This is a genomic window from Mesorhizobium loti (genome assembly GCA_014189435.1).
Taxonomy (GTDB): domain Bacteria; phylum Pseudomonadota; class Alphaproteobacteria; order Rhizobiales; family Rhizobiaceae; genus Mesorhizobium; species Mesorhizobium loti_G.
This window is the reverse complement of the sequence record CP050293.1, coordinates 6,050,452-6,068,989: the sequence shown is the minus strand read 5'-3', so window position 1 is coordinate 6,068,989 and position 18,538 is coordinate 6,050,452. Positions and strand designations below refer to the sequence as shown.

General features: G+C 64.8%; 17 protein-coding genes. 6 read left to right on the top strand and 11 right to left on the bottom strand.

Going from position 1 to position 18,538, the window contains the following annotated elements; all coding sequences use genetic code 11:
• Positions 1–76 precede the first annotated feature (76 nt).
• From HB777_29065 to HB777_29040, 6 genes are all read right to left on the bottom strand, one after another.
• The gene (locus tag HB777_29065; protein QND67587.1) at positions 77–733 is read right to left on the bottom strand and encodes an ABC transporter permease; all 657 of its coding nucleotides are present in this window, start codon (positions 731–733) and stop codon (positions 77–79) included.
• The gene (locus HB777_29060) at positions 714–1,811 is read right to left on the bottom strand and encodes a methionine ABC transporter ATP-binding protein (protein QND67586.1); all 1,098 of its coding nucleotides are present in this window, start codon (positions 1,809–1,811) and stop codon (positions 714–716) included. Before HB777_29060 ends, HB777_29065 begins: the two co-directional genes overlap by 20 nt.
• 98 nt (positions 1,812–1,909) lie before the next feature.
• Complete coding sequence (locus HB777_29055; GenBank protein ID QND67585.1) at positions 1,910–2,764, bottom strand: metal ABC transporter substrate-binding protein; 855 nt, start codon at positions 2,762–2,764, stop codon at positions 1,910–1,912.
• Between the two features lie 244 nt (positions 2,765–3,008).
• Positions 3,009–4,496, bottom strand: coding sequence for an aldehyde dehydrogenase (locus tag HB777_29050; GenBank protein ID QND67584.1), 1,488 nt, complete (start codon positions 4,494–4,496; stop codon positions 3,009–3,011).
• The gene (locus HB777_29045) at positions 4,493–5,686 is read right to left on the bottom strand and encodes a cytochrome P450 (protein QND67583.1); all 1,194 of its coding nucleotides are present in this window, start codon (positions 5,684–5,686) and stop codon (positions 4,493–4,495) included. The genes HB777_29050 and HB777_29045 overlap by 4 nt, the downstream gene beginning before the upstream one ends.
• A 58-nt stretch (positions 5,687–5,744) precedes the next feature.
• Positions 5,745–7,193, bottom strand: coding sequence for an APC family permease (locus HB777_29040; GenBank protein ID QND67582.1), 1,449 nt, complete (start codon positions 7,191–7,193; stop codon positions 5,745–5,747).
• A 157-nt stretch (positions 7,194–7,350) separates the two neighbouring features.
• Here HB777_29040 and HB777_29035 point away from each other — a divergent pair, with 157 nt between their 5' ends.
• Genes HB777_29035 through HB777_29010 form a run of 6 tightly spaced genes read left to right on the top strand, consistent with a single transcriptional unit; the run spans position 7,351 to position 13,789 of the window.
• Positions 7,351–8,121, top strand: coding sequence for an IclR family transcriptional regulator (locus tag HB777_29035; GenBank protein QND67581.1), 771 nt, complete (start codon positions 7,351–7,353; stop codon positions 8,119–8,121).
• On the top strand, positions 8,121–9,407 hold the full coding sequence (locus HB777_29030; protein QND67580.1) for a UPF0261 family protein: 1,287 nt from the start codon (positions 8,121–8,123) through the stop codon (positions 9,405–9,407). Before HB777_29035 ends, HB777_29030 begins: the two co-directional genes overlap by 1 nt.
• The gene (locus HB777_29025; GenBank protein ID QND67579.1) at positions 9,404–10,072 is read left to right on the top strand and encodes an HAD-IA family hydrolase; all 669 of its coding nucleotides are present in this window, start codon (positions 9,404–9,406) and stop codon (positions 10,070–10,072) included. Before HB777_29030 ends, HB777_29025 begins: the two co-directional genes overlap by 4 nt.
• Before the next feature lie 20 nt (positions 10,073–10,092).
• Positions 10,093–11,442: an aminotransferase class III-fold pyridoxal phosphate-dependent enzyme gene (locus tag HB777_29020; protein QND67578.1), complete on the top strand. Its 1,350-nt coding sequence runs from the start codon at positions 10,093–10,095 to the stop codon at positions 11,440–11,442.
• Positions 11,443–11,477: 35 nt separating this feature from the next.
• On the top strand, positions 11,478–12,770 hold the full coding sequence (locus HB777_29015) for an aminotransferase class III-fold pyridoxal phosphate-dependent enzyme (GenBank protein ID QND67577.1): 1,293 nt from the start codon (positions 11,478–11,480) through the stop codon (positions 12,768–12,770).
• On the top strand, positions 12,767–13,789 hold the full coding sequence (locus HB777_29010) for a phosphotransferase (protein ID QND67576.1): 1,023 nt from the start codon (positions 12,767–12,769) through the stop codon (positions 13,787–13,789). Before HB777_29015 ends, HB777_29010 begins: the two co-directional genes overlap by 4 nt.
• Before the next feature lie 30 nt (positions 13,790–13,819).
• On the opposite strand, the gene hpaH is transcribed toward HB777_29010, so the two are convergent.
• The 5 genes from hpaH to HB777_28985 are packed head-to-tail and all read right to left on the bottom strand — an operon-like array spanning position 13,820 to position 18,433.
• Positions 13,820–14,626, bottom strand: a complete 807-nt coding sequence (gene hpaH / locus HB777_29005) for a 2-oxo-hepta-3-ene-1,7-dioic acid hydratase (GenBank protein ID QND67575.1) — start codon at positions 14,624–14,626, stop codon at positions 13,820–13,822.
• Positions 14,623–15,498, bottom strand: a complete 876-nt coding sequence (locus HB777_29000; GenBank protein QND67574.1) for a fumarylacetoacetate hydrolase family protein — start codon at positions 15,496–15,498, stop codon at positions 14,623–14,625. The genes hpaH and HB777_29000 overlap by 4 nt, the downstream gene beginning before the upstream one ends.
• A gap of 25 nt (positions 15,499–15,523) precedes the next feature.
• Positions 15,524–16,504 (bottom strand): 3,4-dihydroxyphenylacetate 2,3-dioxygenase, encoded by a 981-nt coding sequence (gene hpaD / locus HB777_28995; GenBank protein ID QND67573.1) that lies wholly within the window; start codon positions 16,502–16,504, stop codon positions 15,524–15,526.
• Positions 16,505–16,517: 13 nt separating this feature from the next.
• Positions 16,518–18,035, bottom strand: coding sequence for a 5-carboxymethyl-2-hydroxymuconate semialdehyde dehydrogenase (gene hpaE / locus HB777_28990; GenBank protein ID QND67572.1), 1,518 nt, complete (start codon positions 18,033–18,035; stop codon positions 16,518–16,520).
• Between the two features lie 11 nt (positions 18,036–18,046).
• A complete protein-coding gene (locus HB777_28985) occupies positions 18,047–18,433 on the bottom strand; it encodes a 5-carboxymethyl-2-hydroxymuconate Delta-isomerase (GenBank protein ID QND67571.1) in 387 nt (128 codons plus the stop codon).
• Positions 18,434–18,538 lie beyond the last annotated feature (105 nt).

The following is an 18,538-nucleotide window of genomic DNA, read 5'->3' as shown; positions in this document are numbered from 1 at the left end:
CCTGCTTCGCCCGTGGATGACGAAGGCGGGGAGGCCTCCGCCTATCCTGCACGCGGCCGTGCCATCAGGTAGTCTTTCACCCCCGCCGATCCAGCCGCGCCACCAACCGATCCCCCACCCACTGGATGCCGCAGACCAGGATGATCAGCACGATGACCACGGCGATCATCACGGATGTCTCAAACCGCTGATAGCCGTAGCGGATGGCGAGGTCGCCGAGGCCACCGGCGCCAATCGCGCCGGCCATCGCCGACGCGCCGATCAATGTCACCAGCGTCACCGTGAAGCCGGCGACGATGCCGGGCAGGGCTTCGGGCACCAGCACCTCGCGGATGATCGTCCAGCGGTTGCCGCCCATGGCGCGCGCGGCCTCGATCAAGCCGCGGTCGACCTCGCGCAGCGACACTTCGGCGATGCGCGCATAATAGGGCGTGGCGGCGATCGACAGCGGCACGATGGCCGCCCAGGTGCCGATCGAGGTGCCGACGATCAGCCGCGTCACCGGGATCAGCGCCACCAGAAGGATGATGAAGGGCACCGAGCGGAAGCCGTTGATGACGGCGCCGAGCGCGCGGTTCACCCAGAGGCTCTCGGCAATGCCGCCGCGTTCGGTGGCGATCAAGGCGAGGCCGAGCGGCAGGCCGAACACCAGCGAGATGAGGCCGGAGGCGGCCGTCATCAGCACCGTTTCCCAGATCGAACGCAGCAGAAGCTCAAACAGGATTGGCGACATGGCCAAGCACCTCCACCCGCGCCTGGCGGGCCTTCAGGAATGTGATGACATCAGCGATGTGGTTTGCATCGCTGCCCGGAACAGACAGGAACAGCGTGCCGACGGGCTGCTGCTGGATATGGTCGATGCCGCCATGGACGAGGCGGAAGGAACCTGGAACAGCCACGGCAAGGTCGGACAGCAGCGGGCCGCTTGCCGCTTCGCCGGCCACGTCCACGCGCAGGATCGTCTCCGCGCCGGCCGCCGGCAGCAGCCGGGCTGCCAGCTCGGCCGGCAGCTGCGGCCGGATGGCGCCGAGCAGGCTGCGCGTGATCTCGGAGCGCGGGTCGGCAAACACCGACCACACCGGCCCTTCCTCGACGATGCGGCCGGCGTCGATCACCGCAACGCGGTCGGCGATCGAACGGATCACCTCCATCTCGTGGGTGATCAAAAGGATGGTCAGACCAAGCTGCCGGTTGATGTCTTTCAGCAGGGCGAGGATGGAGCGCGTCGTCTCCGGATCGAGCGCCGAAGTGGCTTCATCCGACAAAAGCAGCGCCGGGCGCGCGGCAAGCGCCCTGGCGATGCCGACACGCTGCTTCTGGCCACCCGACAGCGACGCCGGATAGGCTTTGGCTTTCTCCGACAGGCCGACGAGATCGAGCAGTTCGGCGGCGCGCTTCAGTCGCTCGGCTTTCGGGCGGCCCTCGATCTTCAGCGGCAGCGCCACATTGTCCTCGACGGTCTTGGCCGACAGCAGGTTGAAATGCTGGAAGATCATGCCGATGCGCCGCCGCAGCGGCTGCAGGTCGCGCTCGCCAAGCCGGCTGATCTCGCGGCCTTCGATGAACACCTCGCCGGAGTCAGGCCGTTCCAGCCCGTTCAGGCAGCGGATCAGCGTCGATTTGCCGGCGCCGCTGCGGCCGATAATGCCGAGGATCTCGCCCTTGCGCACGGTCAGCGAGACGCCGTCGAGCGCCGCCGTCACGCCGAAGCGGCGCTTCAGCTCGACAAGGCGCACGACGTCCTGAGACGCCTCGGTTCGGGCCTGGGTCGGATCGGCGGTGTCCCCGGATGCCTTGATATGTTGGTTCATGAATGTTCCTGTTCTCGCCATCCGAAAACGCAATCGCGGCCCGCGCCTGAGCGCGGACCGCTGTTGCTCTCGAACCGGGCTTCCGGCCGAGGATCGGATCAATAGGCGCTGAGGCCGGTGCCCTTGTAGACCTTGTCGAACTCGGCCTTCACAGCCTCGTTCTGATAGGATGCCACCAGCGTCTTCACCCAGGCCTCATTCTCGTTGCCGACCTTCACCGCGATGAAGTTGCGGTAGGGATTGTCTGATATCGGCTCCTGCGCGATGCGGTTTTCCGGCGTCAGGCCGCTTTTCAGCGCCCAGTCGGTGTTGACCACGGCGGCGTCGAGATCCTCGACCGAGCGGCCGACAATGCCGGCGTCGAGTTCCTTGATCACCACCTTCTTGGCGTTCTCGGCGATGTCTGCGGTGGTGGCCAGAATGCCGGTGCCGTCCTTCAGCTTGATCACGCCCTCGTTCTGCAGCACGCGCAGCGCCCGGCCTTCATTGGAGGGATCGTTCGGCACGCCGATGACCGCGCCCTCGGGCAGGTCGGCGACCTTGGTATATTTCTTCGAGTAGAGGCCGATCGGCCAGACGCCGGTATAGCCGACGCGCACGATGTGATAGCCTTGAGTCTTGATCTTGTTGTCGAGATAGGGCTGGTGCTGGAAGGCGTTGGCGTCGATTTCGCCGCGCTCCAGCGCCTCGTTGGGCTGGGTGTAGTCGTTGAACACCACGGTCTCGATAGAGAGGCCCTTTTCGGCCGCCTGGGCGACGACGACGCGCCAGACATCCTCGTCCTCGCCGCTGATGATGCCGACCTTGATCGCTTTCTTGTCTTCGGCGAACGACGCATGAGGCGCCATCAGGCTGCCGACCGCGACGGCCGATGCGAACAGCAGAGCCAAGCCGCTGCGCCGGTTGACGGTTGACCAAAGGGAAGATGGCAAAGTGTTCTTGAAGTCGGACATGATTGATCTCTGCGGTTGTGAAGTCATGGCAGCCAGGCGGATTGCCTAGCCTTGGTCCCATCCTCAGAAATTCTATCGATTATATCAAAGAACGCGTTTCGCCGTTCTCGTCAAAGCCGGGAATATTCTCTCAAAATTTTCGCGTGAGGGAGAACAAGACGCCACCGGATCGACCGCGGCGGGCTGCGCTGCGATCCGGTGGTCTCGGGAGGGCAGTCAGATTCTCAGGGCACCCGGCGGGTTCTCAAAGGGCGATCCAGGCCGTCTTGAGTTCCAGATATTTCTCCAGCGCGTGCAGCGACTTGTCGCGGCCGAAGCCGGACTGCTTGACGCCGCCGAGCGGAACGGTGATGTCGGCGCCGCCATAGGTGTTGACATGGACGACGCCGGCATTGATGGCGCGCACCATGCGATGCGCGGTGGAGAGGTTGGCGGTCCACACCGCCGAGGCGAGCCCGTAGACGGTCGAATTGGCGAGCCGCACCGCCTCCTCCTCGGTCTCGAAGCGCATGACGCCGAGCACTGGCCCGAACACCTCCTCGCGCGCAAGCTGCATGTCTTGTGTGACATTCTCGAAGATCGTCGGCGCCATGTAGCTGCCGCCGGTCTCGGCCAGGATCCGCTCGCCGCCGGTGACCAGCCGGGCGCCTTCTTCGGTGGCCCTGGCGACGAAACCGAGGTTCTTGTTCAGCTGTTCGGCGCTCGACACCGCGCCGACATCACTCAAGAGATCGAGCGGATCGCCGACTTTGAGCCGCGTGGTCGCAGCGAGAAGCGTGTCCATGAAGCGGTCATAGACCGCCGCCTGGACGAGCAGCCGCGAGCCGGCGACGCAGACCTGGCCGGAATTGCGGAAGATGCCGTTGGCCGAGACGACCGCCGCCTGTTTCAGGTCAGGGGCGTCGGCAAAGACGATGTTGGGCGACTTGCCGCCGAGTTCGAGGAAGACGCGCTTCAGATTGGAGCGCGCCGAATATTCGAGCAGCCGCCGGCCGACCGGTCCCGATCCGGTGAAGGCGATGGCGTCGACATCCATATGCAGGCCAAGCGCTTCGCCGGTGATCGCGCCACGGCCGGTGACGACGTTGAGCACACCGGGGGGCAAGCCGGCCTCGCTTGCCAGTTCGGCCAGCCGCAGCAGCGTCAGCGAAGCGATCTCCGGCGGCTTGACCACCACGCAATTGCCGGCGGCAAGTGCCGGCGCGATCTTCCAGGCGCCGATCATCAGCGGAAAGTTCCACGGCACGATGATTCCGACGACGCCGAGCGGCTCCTTGTGGATCAGCCCCAGCAGATTGTCGGCCGTCGGCGCGATCTCGCCATAGACCTTGTCGATCGCCTCGGCATAGTAGCGGATGGTGCCGGCGGCCGACAGCGGTTCGGCCTTGTAGGCCATGCCGATCTCGGTGCCATTGTCGCGCACGCCGAGCACGGCCAACTCGTCGGCGTGTTTCTCGACCAGCTCGGCGAACCGCGTCAGCACCTTCTTGCGAAAGGCCGGTGCCGAGCGCGACCACGAGCCCTTCTCGAACGCCTTGCGCGCCGACCTGACCGCACGATCGATGTCGGCGGCATTGCCGTCGGCGATGCTGGCGAAAGGCCGGCCGTCGATCGGCGATGTCACCGTCAGGCTCGCGCCTTCCGTGCCACCGGTCTGTGCGCCATCGATGAACAGGCCCCGCGCGCCGATCTCGATTGTGCGCAGCGTGTCGATGGCATTCTGATTGATCATTGGTGACGGACTCCAAGGGAAACATGCAATGTGGTTGGCGCGCGGAATTCCCAGCCGCGAAACACCGGTTCCTTGCCCGGCACAAGGCTGAGATCGGGGAACCGTTGGAGCAGCAGCCTTACCGCAAGGCACATCTGCTCGCGCGCGAAAAACCGGCCCGAACAGAAATGATGGCCGAAGCCGAAGGCGGCATGATTGCCTTCGTCGCGGTTGATGTCGAAGCGGTCGGGATCAGCAAAGCGGCTCTCGTCGCGGCTTGCCGAAGAGACGAGTGCGGCGACGGCAGCACCGGCTGGAATCGTCGCGCTGCCCAACTCAACCGCCCGTGTCGTCTGCCGCGTCTGCGTGCCGATCGGCGCCACCCAGCGCAAGCCCTCGTCAACCGCCTTCGGCACGAAGGTCTCGGGATCATCGAGCACCTGCCGCAATTGCTCGGGATGCGAAAGCAGGCCGGCGAGGATCGAGCCGGCGCCATGTCCGGGCTCCTGCATGCCGCCAAGCAGGATGACTTTGATGCTCGGCATCAGGAAGTCGATCGGCCGCGTTGTGCCTGCCGGCATGCCGTCATGCAGCATATGCGACAGCGCGGAGTCATCCGGTGTGTGGACAAGCCTTTCCAGCGTCGGCAGGATGGCATTGCCGACCTCGGCGCTGATCGCGTCGGCGATCTCCTGCCGCTTCGGGTCGTTCTCGAAGTTGATGGCGCCCTGGGCGAGGCCGTAGAACCAGCGGCGCAGCGTCGGCATGTCGATGTCGGCAAGGCCGAGCGAGCGTGCCAGGCTGAGCGTCGACACCGGCTCGAAATAGTCGGCCATCAGCTCGGCGGAGCCCTGTTCGGCGATCCGGTCGAGATAGGGCTCGGCGATCGACCGCACGAGGTCGCCGGCATAGGCGGCGACGGTGCGCGGCCGGTATTTCGGGTCGACGCCCTGGCGTAGTTGCCTGTGCATCTCGCCGTCGGTGGTCAGGATGGTCGGCTTGCCGAAGGAGCGCTCGACCGGCGACGAGCCGACGACGGCGGAGAAGATGTCGGGCGACTTGGCGACGCTCTCGACATCCTTCCAGCGGGTGACGAACCACAGATTGACCGCCGGCACGAAGGCGACCGGCGCACTGCGCCTGAGCTCTGCATAGATCGGGTATGGATCGGCTTCCAACGCCTCGACGGTGATGTTTTCTGCAAAGCTCAAACCCGCCACTCCCTTTGAGGTGGAAGGGAGCGGCGTGCCACGCCGCCCCCTTGCTTTCTCAATCTTTCAGCGGCTGGCCGAGATTCTCGAAGGCTATGGGATCACGGCTCTTCAGCGCGCTGGCCAGCAGCAGTCCGACGACCGCAGCGATCAGCACCAGCCCCGGCAGGAACACGCCAAGAAAGCCGCCGGCTCCCGACAGGCTGCCGAAATTGATGACGATCAAATAGATGATGATGACGAAGGCGATGAAGGTCAGCCCTGGCAGGATGGTGGTCTTCAACGCGTTCTCGTGGGCCGACGGGTTGGCCCGGAAGAACATCACCACGGCCAGCGAGGCTACCGCCATCATCACGATGACGCCGAGCGTCGCGACATTGGTCAGCCAGGAAAACAGCGCCAGCACCGGATCGAGGCCGAGCACGGCGAACAGGCCGACGACGACCGCGGCCAGCACGCTCTGGATGACGGAGGCGACATGCGGGCTCTGGTGCACCGAATGCGTCACGCCGATCATCTGCGGCAACAGCTTCTCGCGGCCCGAGACATAGATGTAGCGGGCAACCGCATTGTGGAACGCCAGCACGCCGGCAAACAGGCTCGACACGAACAGGATGCTCATCGCTTGCGACAGCATCGTTCCGGCGTAGCGGTCGGACAGGCCGAACAGGAAGGTCGTCGGATCCTGCAGCCCCTGCAGTGTCGGCAGCAATTTGTCGACACCGGCGCCGACCGCCATCAGCCATGCCGTGACCATGTAGAAGACGCCGATCAGCACGACCGAGAAATAGGTGGCGCGCGGAATGGTGACCTTTGGGTCGCGGGCTTCCTCGGCATAGATCGTCGTCGCCTCGAAACCGATGAAGGCGGCAAAGCAGAACAGGATGGCGATGGCCGGCGAGCCGCTGACGATCTGGCTCCAGCTGAATGGCACCGCCGACAGGCCGCTATCGCCGCCGGTCTTGAGGATGGCGATGTCGAGGATCAGCACCACCAGATATTCGCACAGCACCAGCACCGTCAGGATCTTGGCCGACAAATCGACCTGCCGGTAGCCGAGCACGGCGACCAGCGCGATGGCGATGAAGCTCCACACCCACCACGGCAGGTTGATGCCCCAGCCGGCGAACAGGCCGGCGGTTGCGGCACCCAGCAGGCCCATGACGCCGATCTGCATGGCGTTGTAGGACAGGATGGCGATCAGCGCCGTGGCGCCGCCGGCCATGCTGCCGAGGCCGCGCGCCGCATAGGCATAGAAGGCGCCGGCATTGCCGACATGGCGTGACATGGCGACATAGCCGACCGCGAACAAAAGCAGCAGGATGGTGACGATGAGATAGGTGCCGGCAAAGCCGGCGCCATTGCCCATCAGCATGCCGAGCGGCGTACCGCCGGCGACCGCGGTAAGGGGTGCCGCCGCCGAAATCACCATGAAGGTGATGGCGCCGACGCCAAGACTGTTCTTGCGCAGCCTGTTGGCCGGCGCCTGTTCCGAAACTGCTGACATTGGTCCCTCCTATTTACCGGCCGAATGGCCTGTCCCATGCGCTCTGGTGGTCGGTTCATTATTTGAACCATTATTTTGAATATAGACTTGCAAACAAAGCCGATGCCTGTCAAGTTAATTCACACGTTAATTGATTGTCCCGCACTGGGAGGCAAATTTGGGTACGGTCGGAAAAGCGATCTCACTTCTGGAGTTGTTCACCGTCGACGAGTCCGAGCTAGGGCTGTCCGATCTGGCGCGCCGCTCGGGCTTCGACAAGGCGACGACGCGGCGGCTGCTGATGGCGTTGACCGGCCATGGTTTCGTCGAGCAGGATACGGGCACGCGGCACTATCGCCTCGGCGCCGGCCTGTCGCGGCTGGCGCGCATACGCGAGGCGCGCTTTCCCTTCCTGCAGACGGCAGTTCCCTTGGTGCGGGATCTCGCGGCCTCGACGGCCGAGACCGTGCATTTGTCGGAATTCGGCGTCGACACGCTGGTCACCGTCCATGTCGAACATCCGGCGCGGGCAAACCGGGTCAATGTCGATATCGGTCAGCTTCTGCCTCTGTATTCGACCGCGTCCGGCATCGCCTATCTGGCCTTCGCCAGCGACGAGATCGTCAAGGCATGCCTGGCGGGTGCGCTCAACGCCTTCACGGCGCATACGCTTGTCGAGCCGGCGGCCATTTCCGGATCCATCGGCGAGGCGCGCGATCGCGGCTATTCGATCTGCGACCAGGGTTTCGAGGAGGGTGTCATCAGCGTCGCGGCGGCAATCCGTGCGGCTGACGGATTTGCGCTCGGCACGATCGCGGTGGCCGCGCCGAAGGCCAGGACAACGACGGCGGATATCGCGGAACGGGGACTTGCGGTGATGGAAGCGGCACGAGAGATTTCGATGCGCCTCAACGGCGACAATTTGCAAACCCTGAGGAGGCAGGCGTGATGTCTGCAGAGACGGCAACAGCGCCCCGCATCCTGGTCATCGGCACGGGCGACACCAAGGCCGACGAGCTGCGGTTCATGAAACAGTGCATCGAGGCATCGGGCGGCAGCGCCATGATGATGGATGTCAGCGTGCTCGGCGACCCGCCCTACAGCCCGGATCATGACAAGCATGCCGTCGCCCGCGCCGTCGATGTGACGATTGCCGAAATCGTCTCGAGCGGCGACGAGAACACCGCCATGACGCTGATGGCCGGCGGCGCCGTGCAGCTGGCGCGCAAGCTCCATCAAAGCGGTGAGATCGACGCCTTCATCGCCATCGGCGGCTCGATGGGAACCGACCTGGCGCTCGACGTGGCGCTTTGCCTGCCGCTCGGCGTGCCGAAATTCGTCGTCTCGACCATCGCCTATTCGCACCTGATCCCGCCCGAGCGCGTCGCGCCCGACCTGATGATGATCCTGTGGGCGGGCGGACTGTACGGCCTCAACTCGATCTGCAAGCTGGTCCTGTCGCAGGCCTGCGGCGCGGTTGTCGGAGCAGCCAGGATCGTACTCGAGTCGCGCGCCACGACTCCCGCCATCGGGCCAACCATCGGCATGACGTCGCTCGGCAGCAGCTGCCTGCGCTACATGAAGACGCTGAAACCGGCGCTGGAGCGGCGCGGCTATGACGTTGCCGTCTTCCACACCACCGGAATGGGCGGCCGCGCCTTCGAATCGATCGCCGGACAGGGGCACTTCTGCGCGGTGTTCGATTTCAGCCTGCAGGAAATCACCAACCATCTGGCCGGCTCCGTTGTCAGTTCGGGCGCCGACCGGCTGGAGAATGCCGGTGCCCGCGGCATTCCGCAGATCGCAGCACCCGGCGCCGTGGATATGGTCGATCTGCCGACCTGGCAGGATTTGCCGGCTAAATTCTCTAAGCGGCCGTTCCACGCCCACAACCGGCTGATCGGCTCGGTCACTGTCGATGCCGATGATCGTCGCCAGGTCGCCAGGACCATCGCCGCCAAGCTCGGCGCCGCGAAAGGTCGCTCCGCCTTCATCCTGCCTTCCCAAGGCATCCAGGAATGGGATACGCAAGGCGAGCCGCTCTATGAACCCGAAGCCTTGGCCGCCTTCGCCGACGAAATGCGCAGGGCGATTCCCGCTGGCGTCGAGTTCCACGAGATCGACGCCCACATCAACAGCGACGACTTCGTCGGCAAGGCGCTCGAAATCTTCGACCGCTGGGTCGAGGAAGGCATCATTCCGCGTGGCATACCGGCCAAGGGGGTGGCCGCGTGAGCGCTCTGCCGGCCCAGGCGCTTGTCCTCGATTTCGGTGGCGTCGTCACCCGGACGCTGTTCGAGACGCACGCCTTGACCGAACAGGCGCTCGGCCTCATCGAGGGAACGCTGCAATGGCGCGGGCCGTTCGATCCAGGCAGCGATCCGCTGTGGCGCGCGATGCAGGCCGATGAGATCAGCGAGCGTGACTATTGGCGTACCCGCACAAGCGAGGTCGGCCGGCTGGTCGGCGAAGACTGGCAGGCGATGGAAACCTTCGTCCGGCGCGCGCGCGGCGCGGAGCCGGAAAAGGTGGTGCGGCCCGAAGCCGACCATGCCATTCGCACCGTGCATGCGGCCGGATTTCAGCTGGCGATCCTGTCCAACGAACTCGACCTGTTCTACGGCGCCGACTTCCGCCGCCGGCTGCCGCTGCTCGACCTGTTCGACGTGATCGTCGACGCCACCTATACCGGCATCCTCAAGCCCGATCCGCGCGCCTATGCCTTCGTCACCGAGGCGCTTGGCCTGCCGGCCGGGGCCTGCGTCTTCGTCGACGACCAGCAGCGCAATATCGATGGCGGTATCGCCGCCGGCATGCGCACGGTTCATTTCGACGTCGCCCACCCGGGCCAATCCTATGCCGAAGCACTCGGCCATTTCGACCTCGTCCCAGTTGCCTGAGACCATTTGCGGAGCCTGCCATGCGCGACATCAATTTCCTCACCGAGACCAACGCCAAGCCGATCTGGCACCCGATGGCGCATCCGGCCGAGATGCGGGCCAACCCGCCGAAGGTCATCATGAAAGGCGAGGGTGTGATGGTCACCGACATCGCCGGCAACACCGTGCTCGATGCCGTCGGCGGCCTGTGGAACGTCAATCTCGGCTACAGCTGCGACCCGATCAAGAAGGCGATCGCCGACCAGCTTTCGGCGCTGCCCTATTATTCCGGTTTTCGCGGCACCTCGACCGGGCCGTCGATCGAGCTCGCCTACGAACTCTGCGAATGGTTCGAGCCCGAAGGCATGGTGCGGACCTTCTTCACCTCGGGCGGTTCGGATTCGGTCGAAACAGCACTCCGACTGGCCAGGCAGTATTGGAAGATCCGCGGCCAGGCCGACCGCACCAAGTTCCTGGCGCTGAAGAAGGGTTATCACGGCACGCATTTCGGCGGCGCCTCGGTCAACGGCAACGCCAATTTCCGCCGCAACTACGAGCCATTGCTGCCAGGCGTCTTCCACATTCCGGCACCCTGGACCTTCCGCAACCCCTTCGACGAGACCGACCCAGTGCGGCTGGCGAAGCTGTGTGCCAGGGCGCTGGAGGACGAGATCGCCTTCCAGGGCGGCGACACCATCGCTGCCTTCATCATGGAGCCGGTGCTCGGCGCCGGTGGCGTCATCGTTCCGCATGAGAGCTTCATGCCGCTGGTGCGCGAGATCTGCGACCGCCACGAGATCCTTTTGATCGCCGATGAAGTTGTCACCGGCTTCGGCCGCACCGGCGCCTGGTCGGGCTCACGGCTGTCGGGAGTGAAGCCGGATTTCATGACCATCGCCAAGGCGATCACCTCCGGCTATTTCCCGCTCGGCGCCACGCTGATCGGCGCCAAGGTGGCCGATGTTTTCGAGGCGGACAAAACCAGCTTCGGCGCGATCGGTCACGGCTATACCTATTCCGGCCATCCGGTCGGCTGCGCGGCGGGCCTGGCGGCGCTTGCCGAAACCAAACGGCTTCGCCTGAACGAGAACGCGGCCGCGCGGGGTACCGAACTCGCGGCCGTGCTGGAGGGGCTGAAGGCCAAGCATGCGATCGTCGGTGATGTCCGGTACAAGGGCCTGATGGCGGCGCTGGAACTGGTCTCGGACCGCACGACGAAAAAGCCGGCCGACAAGAAGACCATGGCCATGGTTTCGGAGGCGGCCTACGAAGCCGGCGTCATGCTGCGCGTGTCCGGCAACACCATCATCCTGTCGCCGCCGCTGATCATCAGCGCCGCCGACGTTGCGAAGATCGGCGAAGCGCTCGATGTCGGCCTGTCGAAGGTCTGACGGCTTAGTGGATGGAACGGAGTTTCGAGACGCAAATGACTCAATCGCAAGAGGCGCTGGTTAGCCGGCGTTCCCGCCTGCTCGGCGCGAAATCGCAATTGTTCTATGACGAGCCCGTGCATCTGGTGCGCGGCGAAGGCGTCTGGCTCTACGATGCCGATGGCCGCAAATATCTCGATGCCTACAACAATGTCGCCCATGTCGGTCATTGCCATCCGCATGTGGTGGAGGCCCTGTGCCGGCAGGCAAGCCTGCTCAACACCCACACGCGCTATTTGCACACCGCCATCCTCGACTATGTCGAGCGGTTGACCGCGACCTTCGATGCCAGCCTGTCGACCGCCATCCTGACCTGCACCGGCAGCGAGGCCAACGACATCGCGCTGCGCATGGCGCAGGCCGCGACCGGCCGCATGGGCATCATCGCCACCGACGCCACCTATCACGGCAATACGGCTGCGGTTTCGCAGCTCAGCACCCGCATGCCGCCGGTCGGCGGCCGCGCCCGCAATGTCAGGCTGGTGCCGGCGCCCGATAGTTTTCGCCACCCTGATACGATGGCGAATGGCAAGGCTTTTGGCGACGCGGTGCGCGAAGCCATCGCCTCGCTGGCAAAGGACGGCATCGGCCTGTCCGGCATCATCCTTTGTCCGCTGCTCGCCAATGAGGGATTTCCGACACTTCCCAGCAGCTTTTTCGATGACGCCGTGGCGGCGGTGCGCCAGGCCGGTGGCCTGATCATCGCCGATGAGGTGCAGCCCGGTTTCGGCCGCACCGGCAGCCATTTCTGGGGCCACCAGCGCGCCGGTTTCGTTCCCGACATCGTCACCATGGGCAAGCCGATGGGCAACGGCCACCCGGTCGCCGCCGTAGTCACCACCAGGGATATATTGGCGACCTTCCGCAACGCTTTCCGCTACTTCAACACCTTTGGCGGCAACCCGGTCTCCTGCGCGGTGGCGAATGCCGTCCTCGACGTCATCGAGCAGGAAAATCTCGTCGCCAACGCACGCGATGTCGGCGCCTATGCGCTTGGGCTGCTGCGCCCGCTGGCCGAGCGCCATGAATGCATCGGCGAGATCAGGGGCGCCGGCCTGTTCTTCGGCGCCGAACTGGTTCACGACCGCGAGACCCGCGAACCCGCGCCCGACATCGCCGAGCAGGTCGCCAACCGCATGCGCCATCGCGGCGTGCTGATGGGCAAGACCGGCATCCACGGCAATGTGCTGAAGATCCGCCCACCAATGCCGTTCTCCCGAGACAATGCCGACGTCCTGATCGGGCTGCTTGACGAGGTGCTGGGTGAAGTCGGCGGAGTGAAGGCGTGAGCGCTGTTTCCACGCAATCCGAGCCGGAGACGGCAGCGGACGTCACGGCGCTTGCCAGGTGCGCGCTCGAACATTGGGGTGTTCACGAGGGTGAGCCGGAGCTGCTGAAATTCCGCGAGAACGCGGTCTTCCGCATCCGCTTGCCCAACGGCCAGCCCGCCGCCATGCGCATTCACCGGCTTGGCTATCACACAGATGCCGCCCTGCGCTCGGAACTGCGATGGATGGGTTTTCTGCAATCGGCCGGTATCGCCACGCCGTCTCCGGTCGCCACGCCGGCCGGCGATCTGTTCGTGCTTGTCAGCGCGAACGCTTCGGCCCAACCCCGGCAAGCCGATTGCCTGAGCTGGTTGGAAGGCCGCGCCGTCGGGGCACGAGGCGTACCGCTGGATTTTACGCCTGAGCAGGCAAGACAGGTCTTTACCGAGATCGGGCGGACCATCGCCCACATGCACAATGTCACAGCAGCCTGGACGCCGCCCGCCGGCTTTGCCCGTCATGCCTGGGACTTTGACGGCTTCTTCGGCGCCAACCCGACCTGGGGCCGCTTCGAGACCTCGCCCTTCCTCGACGGCGCCCGTCGCGAGCTGGTTTTCCAGGCGCGGGAAAAGGCCGTGAAGGCGCTGTCGGCGCATGAACGCAGCGCCCGTAATTTCGGCATCATCCACGCCGATCTGGTGCGCGAGAACGTGCTCGTCCATGACGGTGCGATCCGCATCATCGACTTCGACGACTGCGGCTATGGCTGGCACATGTACGACCTCGCCGTCGCGCTCTACCAGAACCGCGAGGAGGCGATCTATCCGCTGATCGAAGCCGCTTTGCTCGACGGCTATAGGCAGGAACGGACGCTGACCGCGCGGGACATCGCCGCATTGCCGCTGTTCTCGGCCTTGCGGGCCTTCGCCTTCCTCGGCTGGGTGCAGAGCCGCGTCGAAGGCGACATCACCAGGGAGGTCGGCATGCGCATGTCGGCCATCGCCGCCGATGTGGTGATTGCCTATCTGTGTGGCGAATAGGGAATGCCGGACGGGCTGACGAGAGAACCGTCAGCCCTTCGCGAAATGGATGCTGACCGTGCCCGAATTGCCGAAATCGGCGACGATCGTATCGCCGGGACGCGCCTCGACCGGGCGCACGAAAGAGCCTGACAGCACCACCTCGCCGGCCGCGATCGACATGCCGTAGCGGGCGAGCCTGTCGGCCAGCCAGGCAATGCCCATCGCCGGATGGTTGAGCACGCCGGCGCCGAGCCCGGTTTCCTCGACCTCGGCATTGCGCGAAACGATGGCGCCGATCCAGCGCATGTCGGCCTCATCGGGCCGCTGCGGCCGGCCGCCGATGACGATGCCGGCATTGGCGGCATTGTCTGAAATCGTGTCGAAGAAGGTGCGCGCCTTCTTGGTCTCGGCATTGACGCGCTCGATGCGCGTGTCGAGGATTTCCAGCGCCGGCGTGATGTAGTCGGTGGCGTTGAGCACGTCGAAGATCGTCACGCCGGGGCCCTTCAGGGGCGCCTTCATGACGAAGGCGATCTCGGCTTCGACGCGCGGCTGGATGAAGCGGCCGGCCGGAACCGTCGCGCCGTCGTTGAAGAACATGTCGTCGAACAGCACGCCCGAATCCGGAGTGTCGATGGCGAGTGCATATTGCATCGCCTTGGAGGTCAGCCCGATCTTCCAGCCCTTCGGTTTCAGCCCGGCATCGATCTTGCGCGTCACCAGCGCCGCCTGCACGCGATAGGCATCCTCCATCGTCGCCTCGGGAAAATCGAGGCTGAGCAGACGGATCTGGCGGCGCGAACGCTCGGCCTCGAACAGCCGTGCCGCGGCATCTTCCACTTGCTCCGGGGTCATTGTCCTGCCTCGTCGACGACGCCGTTTCGCAGCACGCCGATGCCATCGGCCTCCACCTCGATGACATCGCCCGGCTTCAGCCAGATCGGCGGCTCGAAGCGCGCACCGGCACCCGTCGGCGTGCCGGTGACGATGATATCGCCAGGCACCAGCGTGGTGAAGGTCGAGACATAGGCGATAATCTTGCGAAAGGAGAAGATCATGCGGCTGGTGCGGTCCTGCTGGCGCAACTCGCCATTGACGCGGGTGGTCAGCGCGATGTCGGCGATCTGCGCCTCGTCGGTGAACGGCACCAGCCATGGGCCGATCGAGCCGCTGCGGTCGAAATTCTTGCCTTGGGTGACGTTGAACTTGGCATGCCGCACCCAGTCGCGGATGGTGCCTTCATTGCACAGGGACAGCGCCGCGATATGGCCGAGCGCGTCGGCCTCGGCGATGCGCCGGCCGGCCTTGCCGATGACGATGACGATTTCGCCTTCATAATCGAGCTGCGGTGATTCCGGCGGCCGCACCAGCGGCGCGCCATGGCCGACGAAGGAGCGGGGAAAGCGGACGAACAGCGACGGGTTGGAGGCCGCCGCCTGGCCGTCCTTGTACTCCTCGTTGCGGTCCGGATAGTTGACGCCGACGCAGATGATCTTTTCCGGTGAAGGCACCGGGATTTCGTAGGCGATGGCGTCGAGCGGAAAATCGATCGGGAAGGCCTCGGCCTCTTCCGCCAGCCGCCGCAAGGCGCCGGCCTCGATCACTTCGCGTAGCGTCGGCCATTGACCGTGGCGCGCCGACAGGTCGACGACACCCTTGCCGGTGGCCGCGCCATAGCGCGCCTTGCCGCCGGCGGTGAAGGTGGCGAGCCGCCCATGTGCAATCATCAGGGTCTCCTCGTAAGGTCCATCGTCACGGCGCAATGATCGGCGATGCCGTCAAATCCGGCTGGCGTGCCCTGGCGCCGGCGAAGGTGCTGCCCTCCTCGAACCAGCTTTTCGGCGCCGGCGCGCCCCACAGCGTCTGGCGCTGCGGGTCCTTGAGGTCCCACTTGATCGGCTCCAGGTCCGGATCGACGGTCTGGTAATCCGAGCAATAGATCTCGATGCGGTGGTTGTCCGGATCACGGACATACAGGAAGAAGGCATTGGAGATGCCGTGCCGGCCGGGCCCGCGTTCGATGTTCGGCAGATAGCCTGTCGTCGCCATCAGATCGAGCAGGTCGATGATGTTGAGCGGCGTCGGCACCCAGAAGGCGACGTGGTGCAGGCGCGGACCGACGCCGTTGGTGAAGGCGATGTCGTGCACGCCGCCCTTGCGATGTGTCCACGCCGCCCACAGCTTTCCGCTACTGGCATCCTCGGTATACTCGGTCACCCGGAAGCCGAGCTCGTTGTAGAAGGCGACGGACTCGTCGACATTGGGCGAGAAGCAGTTGAAGTGGTCGATGCGCAGCGGCTTGACGCCCTTGTAGAGCGCATATTTCTGGTGGATCGGCGGCAGCCGATCCATCTGGGCATAGAATTCGAGCGGTATGCCGTGCGGATCGCGGGTGCGGAAGGTGCGCGACTGGTAGGGCCGCTCGACCCATTCCACAGGCAGGCTTTTGCCTTTGAAGAAATGTTCGGCCTTGTCGAGGTCCTCCTCGGAGAACAGCTTGAAGCCGAGGTCGCGCGCTTCGGCTGCTGCCGCCTTCTTCAGCACGATGCAATGGTGCCCGCGCTCCTCCAGCGCCCTGAGATAGATGGCGTCCGATGTCTCGTCGGTGACCTGCAGGCCGAGCGTATCCACATAGAAGGCGCGGGATTTGGCGAGGTCGGTGACGGCCAGCTCGACATGGCTGAGGCGCACGATGTTGAAGGCGGGGTAGAGATTGGGCTTGGGCAAGGGCATCTGATTTCCTCCGTCAGCCGCCAAGTTTCTGGATCGCGTGCGCGGTCGTCGCGAAGGCCACGTTCTTCGTCTCCATGTAGAAATCGAAGGAATGGTCGCCGCCGTCGCGGCCGATGCCGGAATTCTTGACGCCGCCGAACGGCGTCGGCAAATGCCGCACATTCTCGGAATTGACCCAGATCATGCCGGCATCCAGCGTGTCGGTGAAGCGAAACGCGCGGGTGACGTCCGAGGTCCAGAGATAGCCGGTCAAGCCGTATTGCGTGTCGTTGGCCAGCGCCAGCGCTTCGGCCTCGTCCTTGAAGGGAATGGCGCTCAGCACCGGCCCGAAGATCTCCTCCTGGGCGATGCGCATGCCGTTGGAGACGTTGGTGAACAGGGTCGGGCCGACATAGCAGCCGCCGCCCGGACCATCGACCTTGCCGCCGCCGACGGCGAGCGTGGCCCCCTCCGACCTGCCGATGTCGATATAGGACAGCACCTTCTTTTCATGCACCGGATGGATGAGCGGCCCGACCACCGTCTTCGGATCGAGCGGGTGGCCGACGACGATGCGCTTCGCCCTCTCCGCGACCTTGGCGGTGAAGCTCTCATAGACCGAGGCTTCGACCAGCAGGCGCGACGATGAGGTGCAGCGTTCGCCATTCAGCGAATAGATCATGAACACGGCGGCATCGGCGGCGCGCTCGAGATCGGCGTCGGCAAAGACGATCACCGGGTTCTTGCCGCCAAGCTCGAAATGCACGCGCTTCAGCGTGTCGGCGCCCTGTTTCATGATCATCGAGCCGGTGCGGCTCTCGCCGACAAAGCCGATCGCCTTGATGTCGGGATGCTCGGTCAGCGCCTTGCCGGCATCTTCGCCAAGACCGTTGACCAGGTTCCACACACCTTTCGGCAGGCCGGCTTCCTCGGCGATCTCGATCAGCAGGCGGGCGCTCAGCGGCGAGAATTCAGCCGGCTTATGAACCACGGTGCAGCCGGCCGCCAGCGCCGGCGCGATCTTCCAGGTCGACAGCATGAACGGCGTGTTCCACGGCGTGATGATGCCGACCGGGCCGATCGGCACCCGTGTGGTCAGGTTGACCTGGCCTGTCGTGCGCAGCGTCTCGCCGTCGCGCGCTTCGGGCGCACGGTCGGCGAAGAAGCGGAAATTCTCGGCGCCGCGCAACGCCGCCTTGGCCATGAACTTCAGCGCCTGGCCGGTATCCATGCATTCGACGAAGGCGATCTCCTCGGCGCGCGCCTCGATCGCGTCGGCGATTTTGTGCAGCAGCTTCTTGCGCGCCTCGCCCGGCAACGCGGCCCAGGCCGGAAACGCCGCCTTGGCCGCCCTGGCGGCGCGGTCGATGTCGGCGGCGCCGCCGCGCGCGACCTTGGCCAGCGGCTTGAGGTCGACCGGCGACAGCGTTTCGAACGTCGTGCCGTCGAGCGCCGGCACCGCCTCGCCGCCGATCTGGTTCAACACGCCGTCGCGCTTGAAGCGGGCCAGATAGGCCTCGGCCTTGTTCAGATTGCCTTGCAGGTCGGACATATCGGGTTCCGTCACTTGCCGCGCAGTCGCGGGTGGATTGCGTTTTTCTTCCAGCTCAGCACCGGGTCGATTTCCCGGATTTCGAGCGACAGGGCGAAATGCGGCGTCTCGAACAGCGTGGCCAAGTGCTCGCTCACCGCCGCGAAGATAGCCTCGCCGGTTCGCTTCTTGTCGTCAGCGCTGCGTCCTGTTCCGATGCGAAACGACATGTCGAGAAAGGCATTTTCCGGCAGCCGGTCGGCCACCGCATAGGCCTCGGCGCGAAAGGCCCGCACCCGCACGGCGCCGGTCTCGAACAGCCCGGTGTCCAGCACGGTGCGCAACACCAGCGCGCACAATTCGCCCATATCGACCTTGGCATCGAGATTGGCCGAATACTCGATGGAGAAGTGAGGCACGACGTTTCGTTCCCTGGTTATTGCTTTGTTGTAGTTAACGCGTTAATTACATGCAACATCGGCGAAGTCAAGTCTTGCATCGGGCTTGGCGCAACGATACGGGAT

Excerpts from the sequence above, each read along its gene's own strand:
- HB777_29065 (QND67587.1), bottom strand. The coding sequence starts at position 733 with ATGTCGCCAATCCTGTTTGAGCTTCTGCTGCGTTCGATCTGGGAAACG.
- HB777_29060 (QND67586.1), bottom strand. The coding sequence starts at position 1,811 with ATGAACCAACATATCAAGGCATCCGGGGACACCGCCGATCCGACCCAG.
- HB777_29055 (QND67585.1), bottom strand. The coding sequence starts at position 2,764 with ATGTCCGACTTCAAGAACACTTTGCCATCTTCCCTTTGGTCAACCGTC.
- HB777_29050 (QND67584.1), bottom strand. The coding sequence starts at position 4,496 with ATGATCAATCAGAATGCCATCGACACGCTGCGCACAATCGAGATCGGC.
- HB777_29040 (QND67582.1), bottom strand. The coding sequence starts at position 7,193 with ATGTCAGCAGTTTCGGAACAGGCGCCGGCCAACAGGCTGCGCAAGAAC.
- HB777_29030 (QND67580.1), top strand. The coding sequence starts at position 8,121 with ATGTCTGCAGAGACGGCAACAGCGCCCCGCATCCTGGTCATCGGCACG.
- HB777_29020 (QND67578.1), top strand. The coding sequence starts at position 10,093 with ATGCGCGACATCAATTTCCTCACCGAGACCAACGCCAAGCCGATCTGG.
- HB777_29015 (QND67577.1), top strand. The coding sequence starts at position 11,478 with ATGACTCAATCGCAAGAGGCGCTGGTTAGCCGGCGTTCCCGCCTGCTC.
- hpaH (QND67575.1), bottom strand. The coding sequence starts at position 14,626 with ATGACCCCGGAGCAAGTGGAAGATGCCGCGGCACGGCTGTTCGAGGCC.
- HB777_29000 (QND67574.1), bottom strand. The coding sequence starts at position 15,498 with ATGATTGCACATGGGCGGCTCGCCACCTTCACCGCCGGCGGCAAGGCG.
- hpaD (QND67573.1), bottom strand. The coding sequence starts at position 16,504 with ATGCCCTTGCCCAAGCCCAATCTCTACCCCGCCTTCAACATCGTGCGC.
- hpaE (QND67572.1), bottom strand. The coding sequence starts at position 18,035 with ATGTCCGACCTGCAAGGCAATCTGAACAAGGCCGAGGCCTATCTGGCC.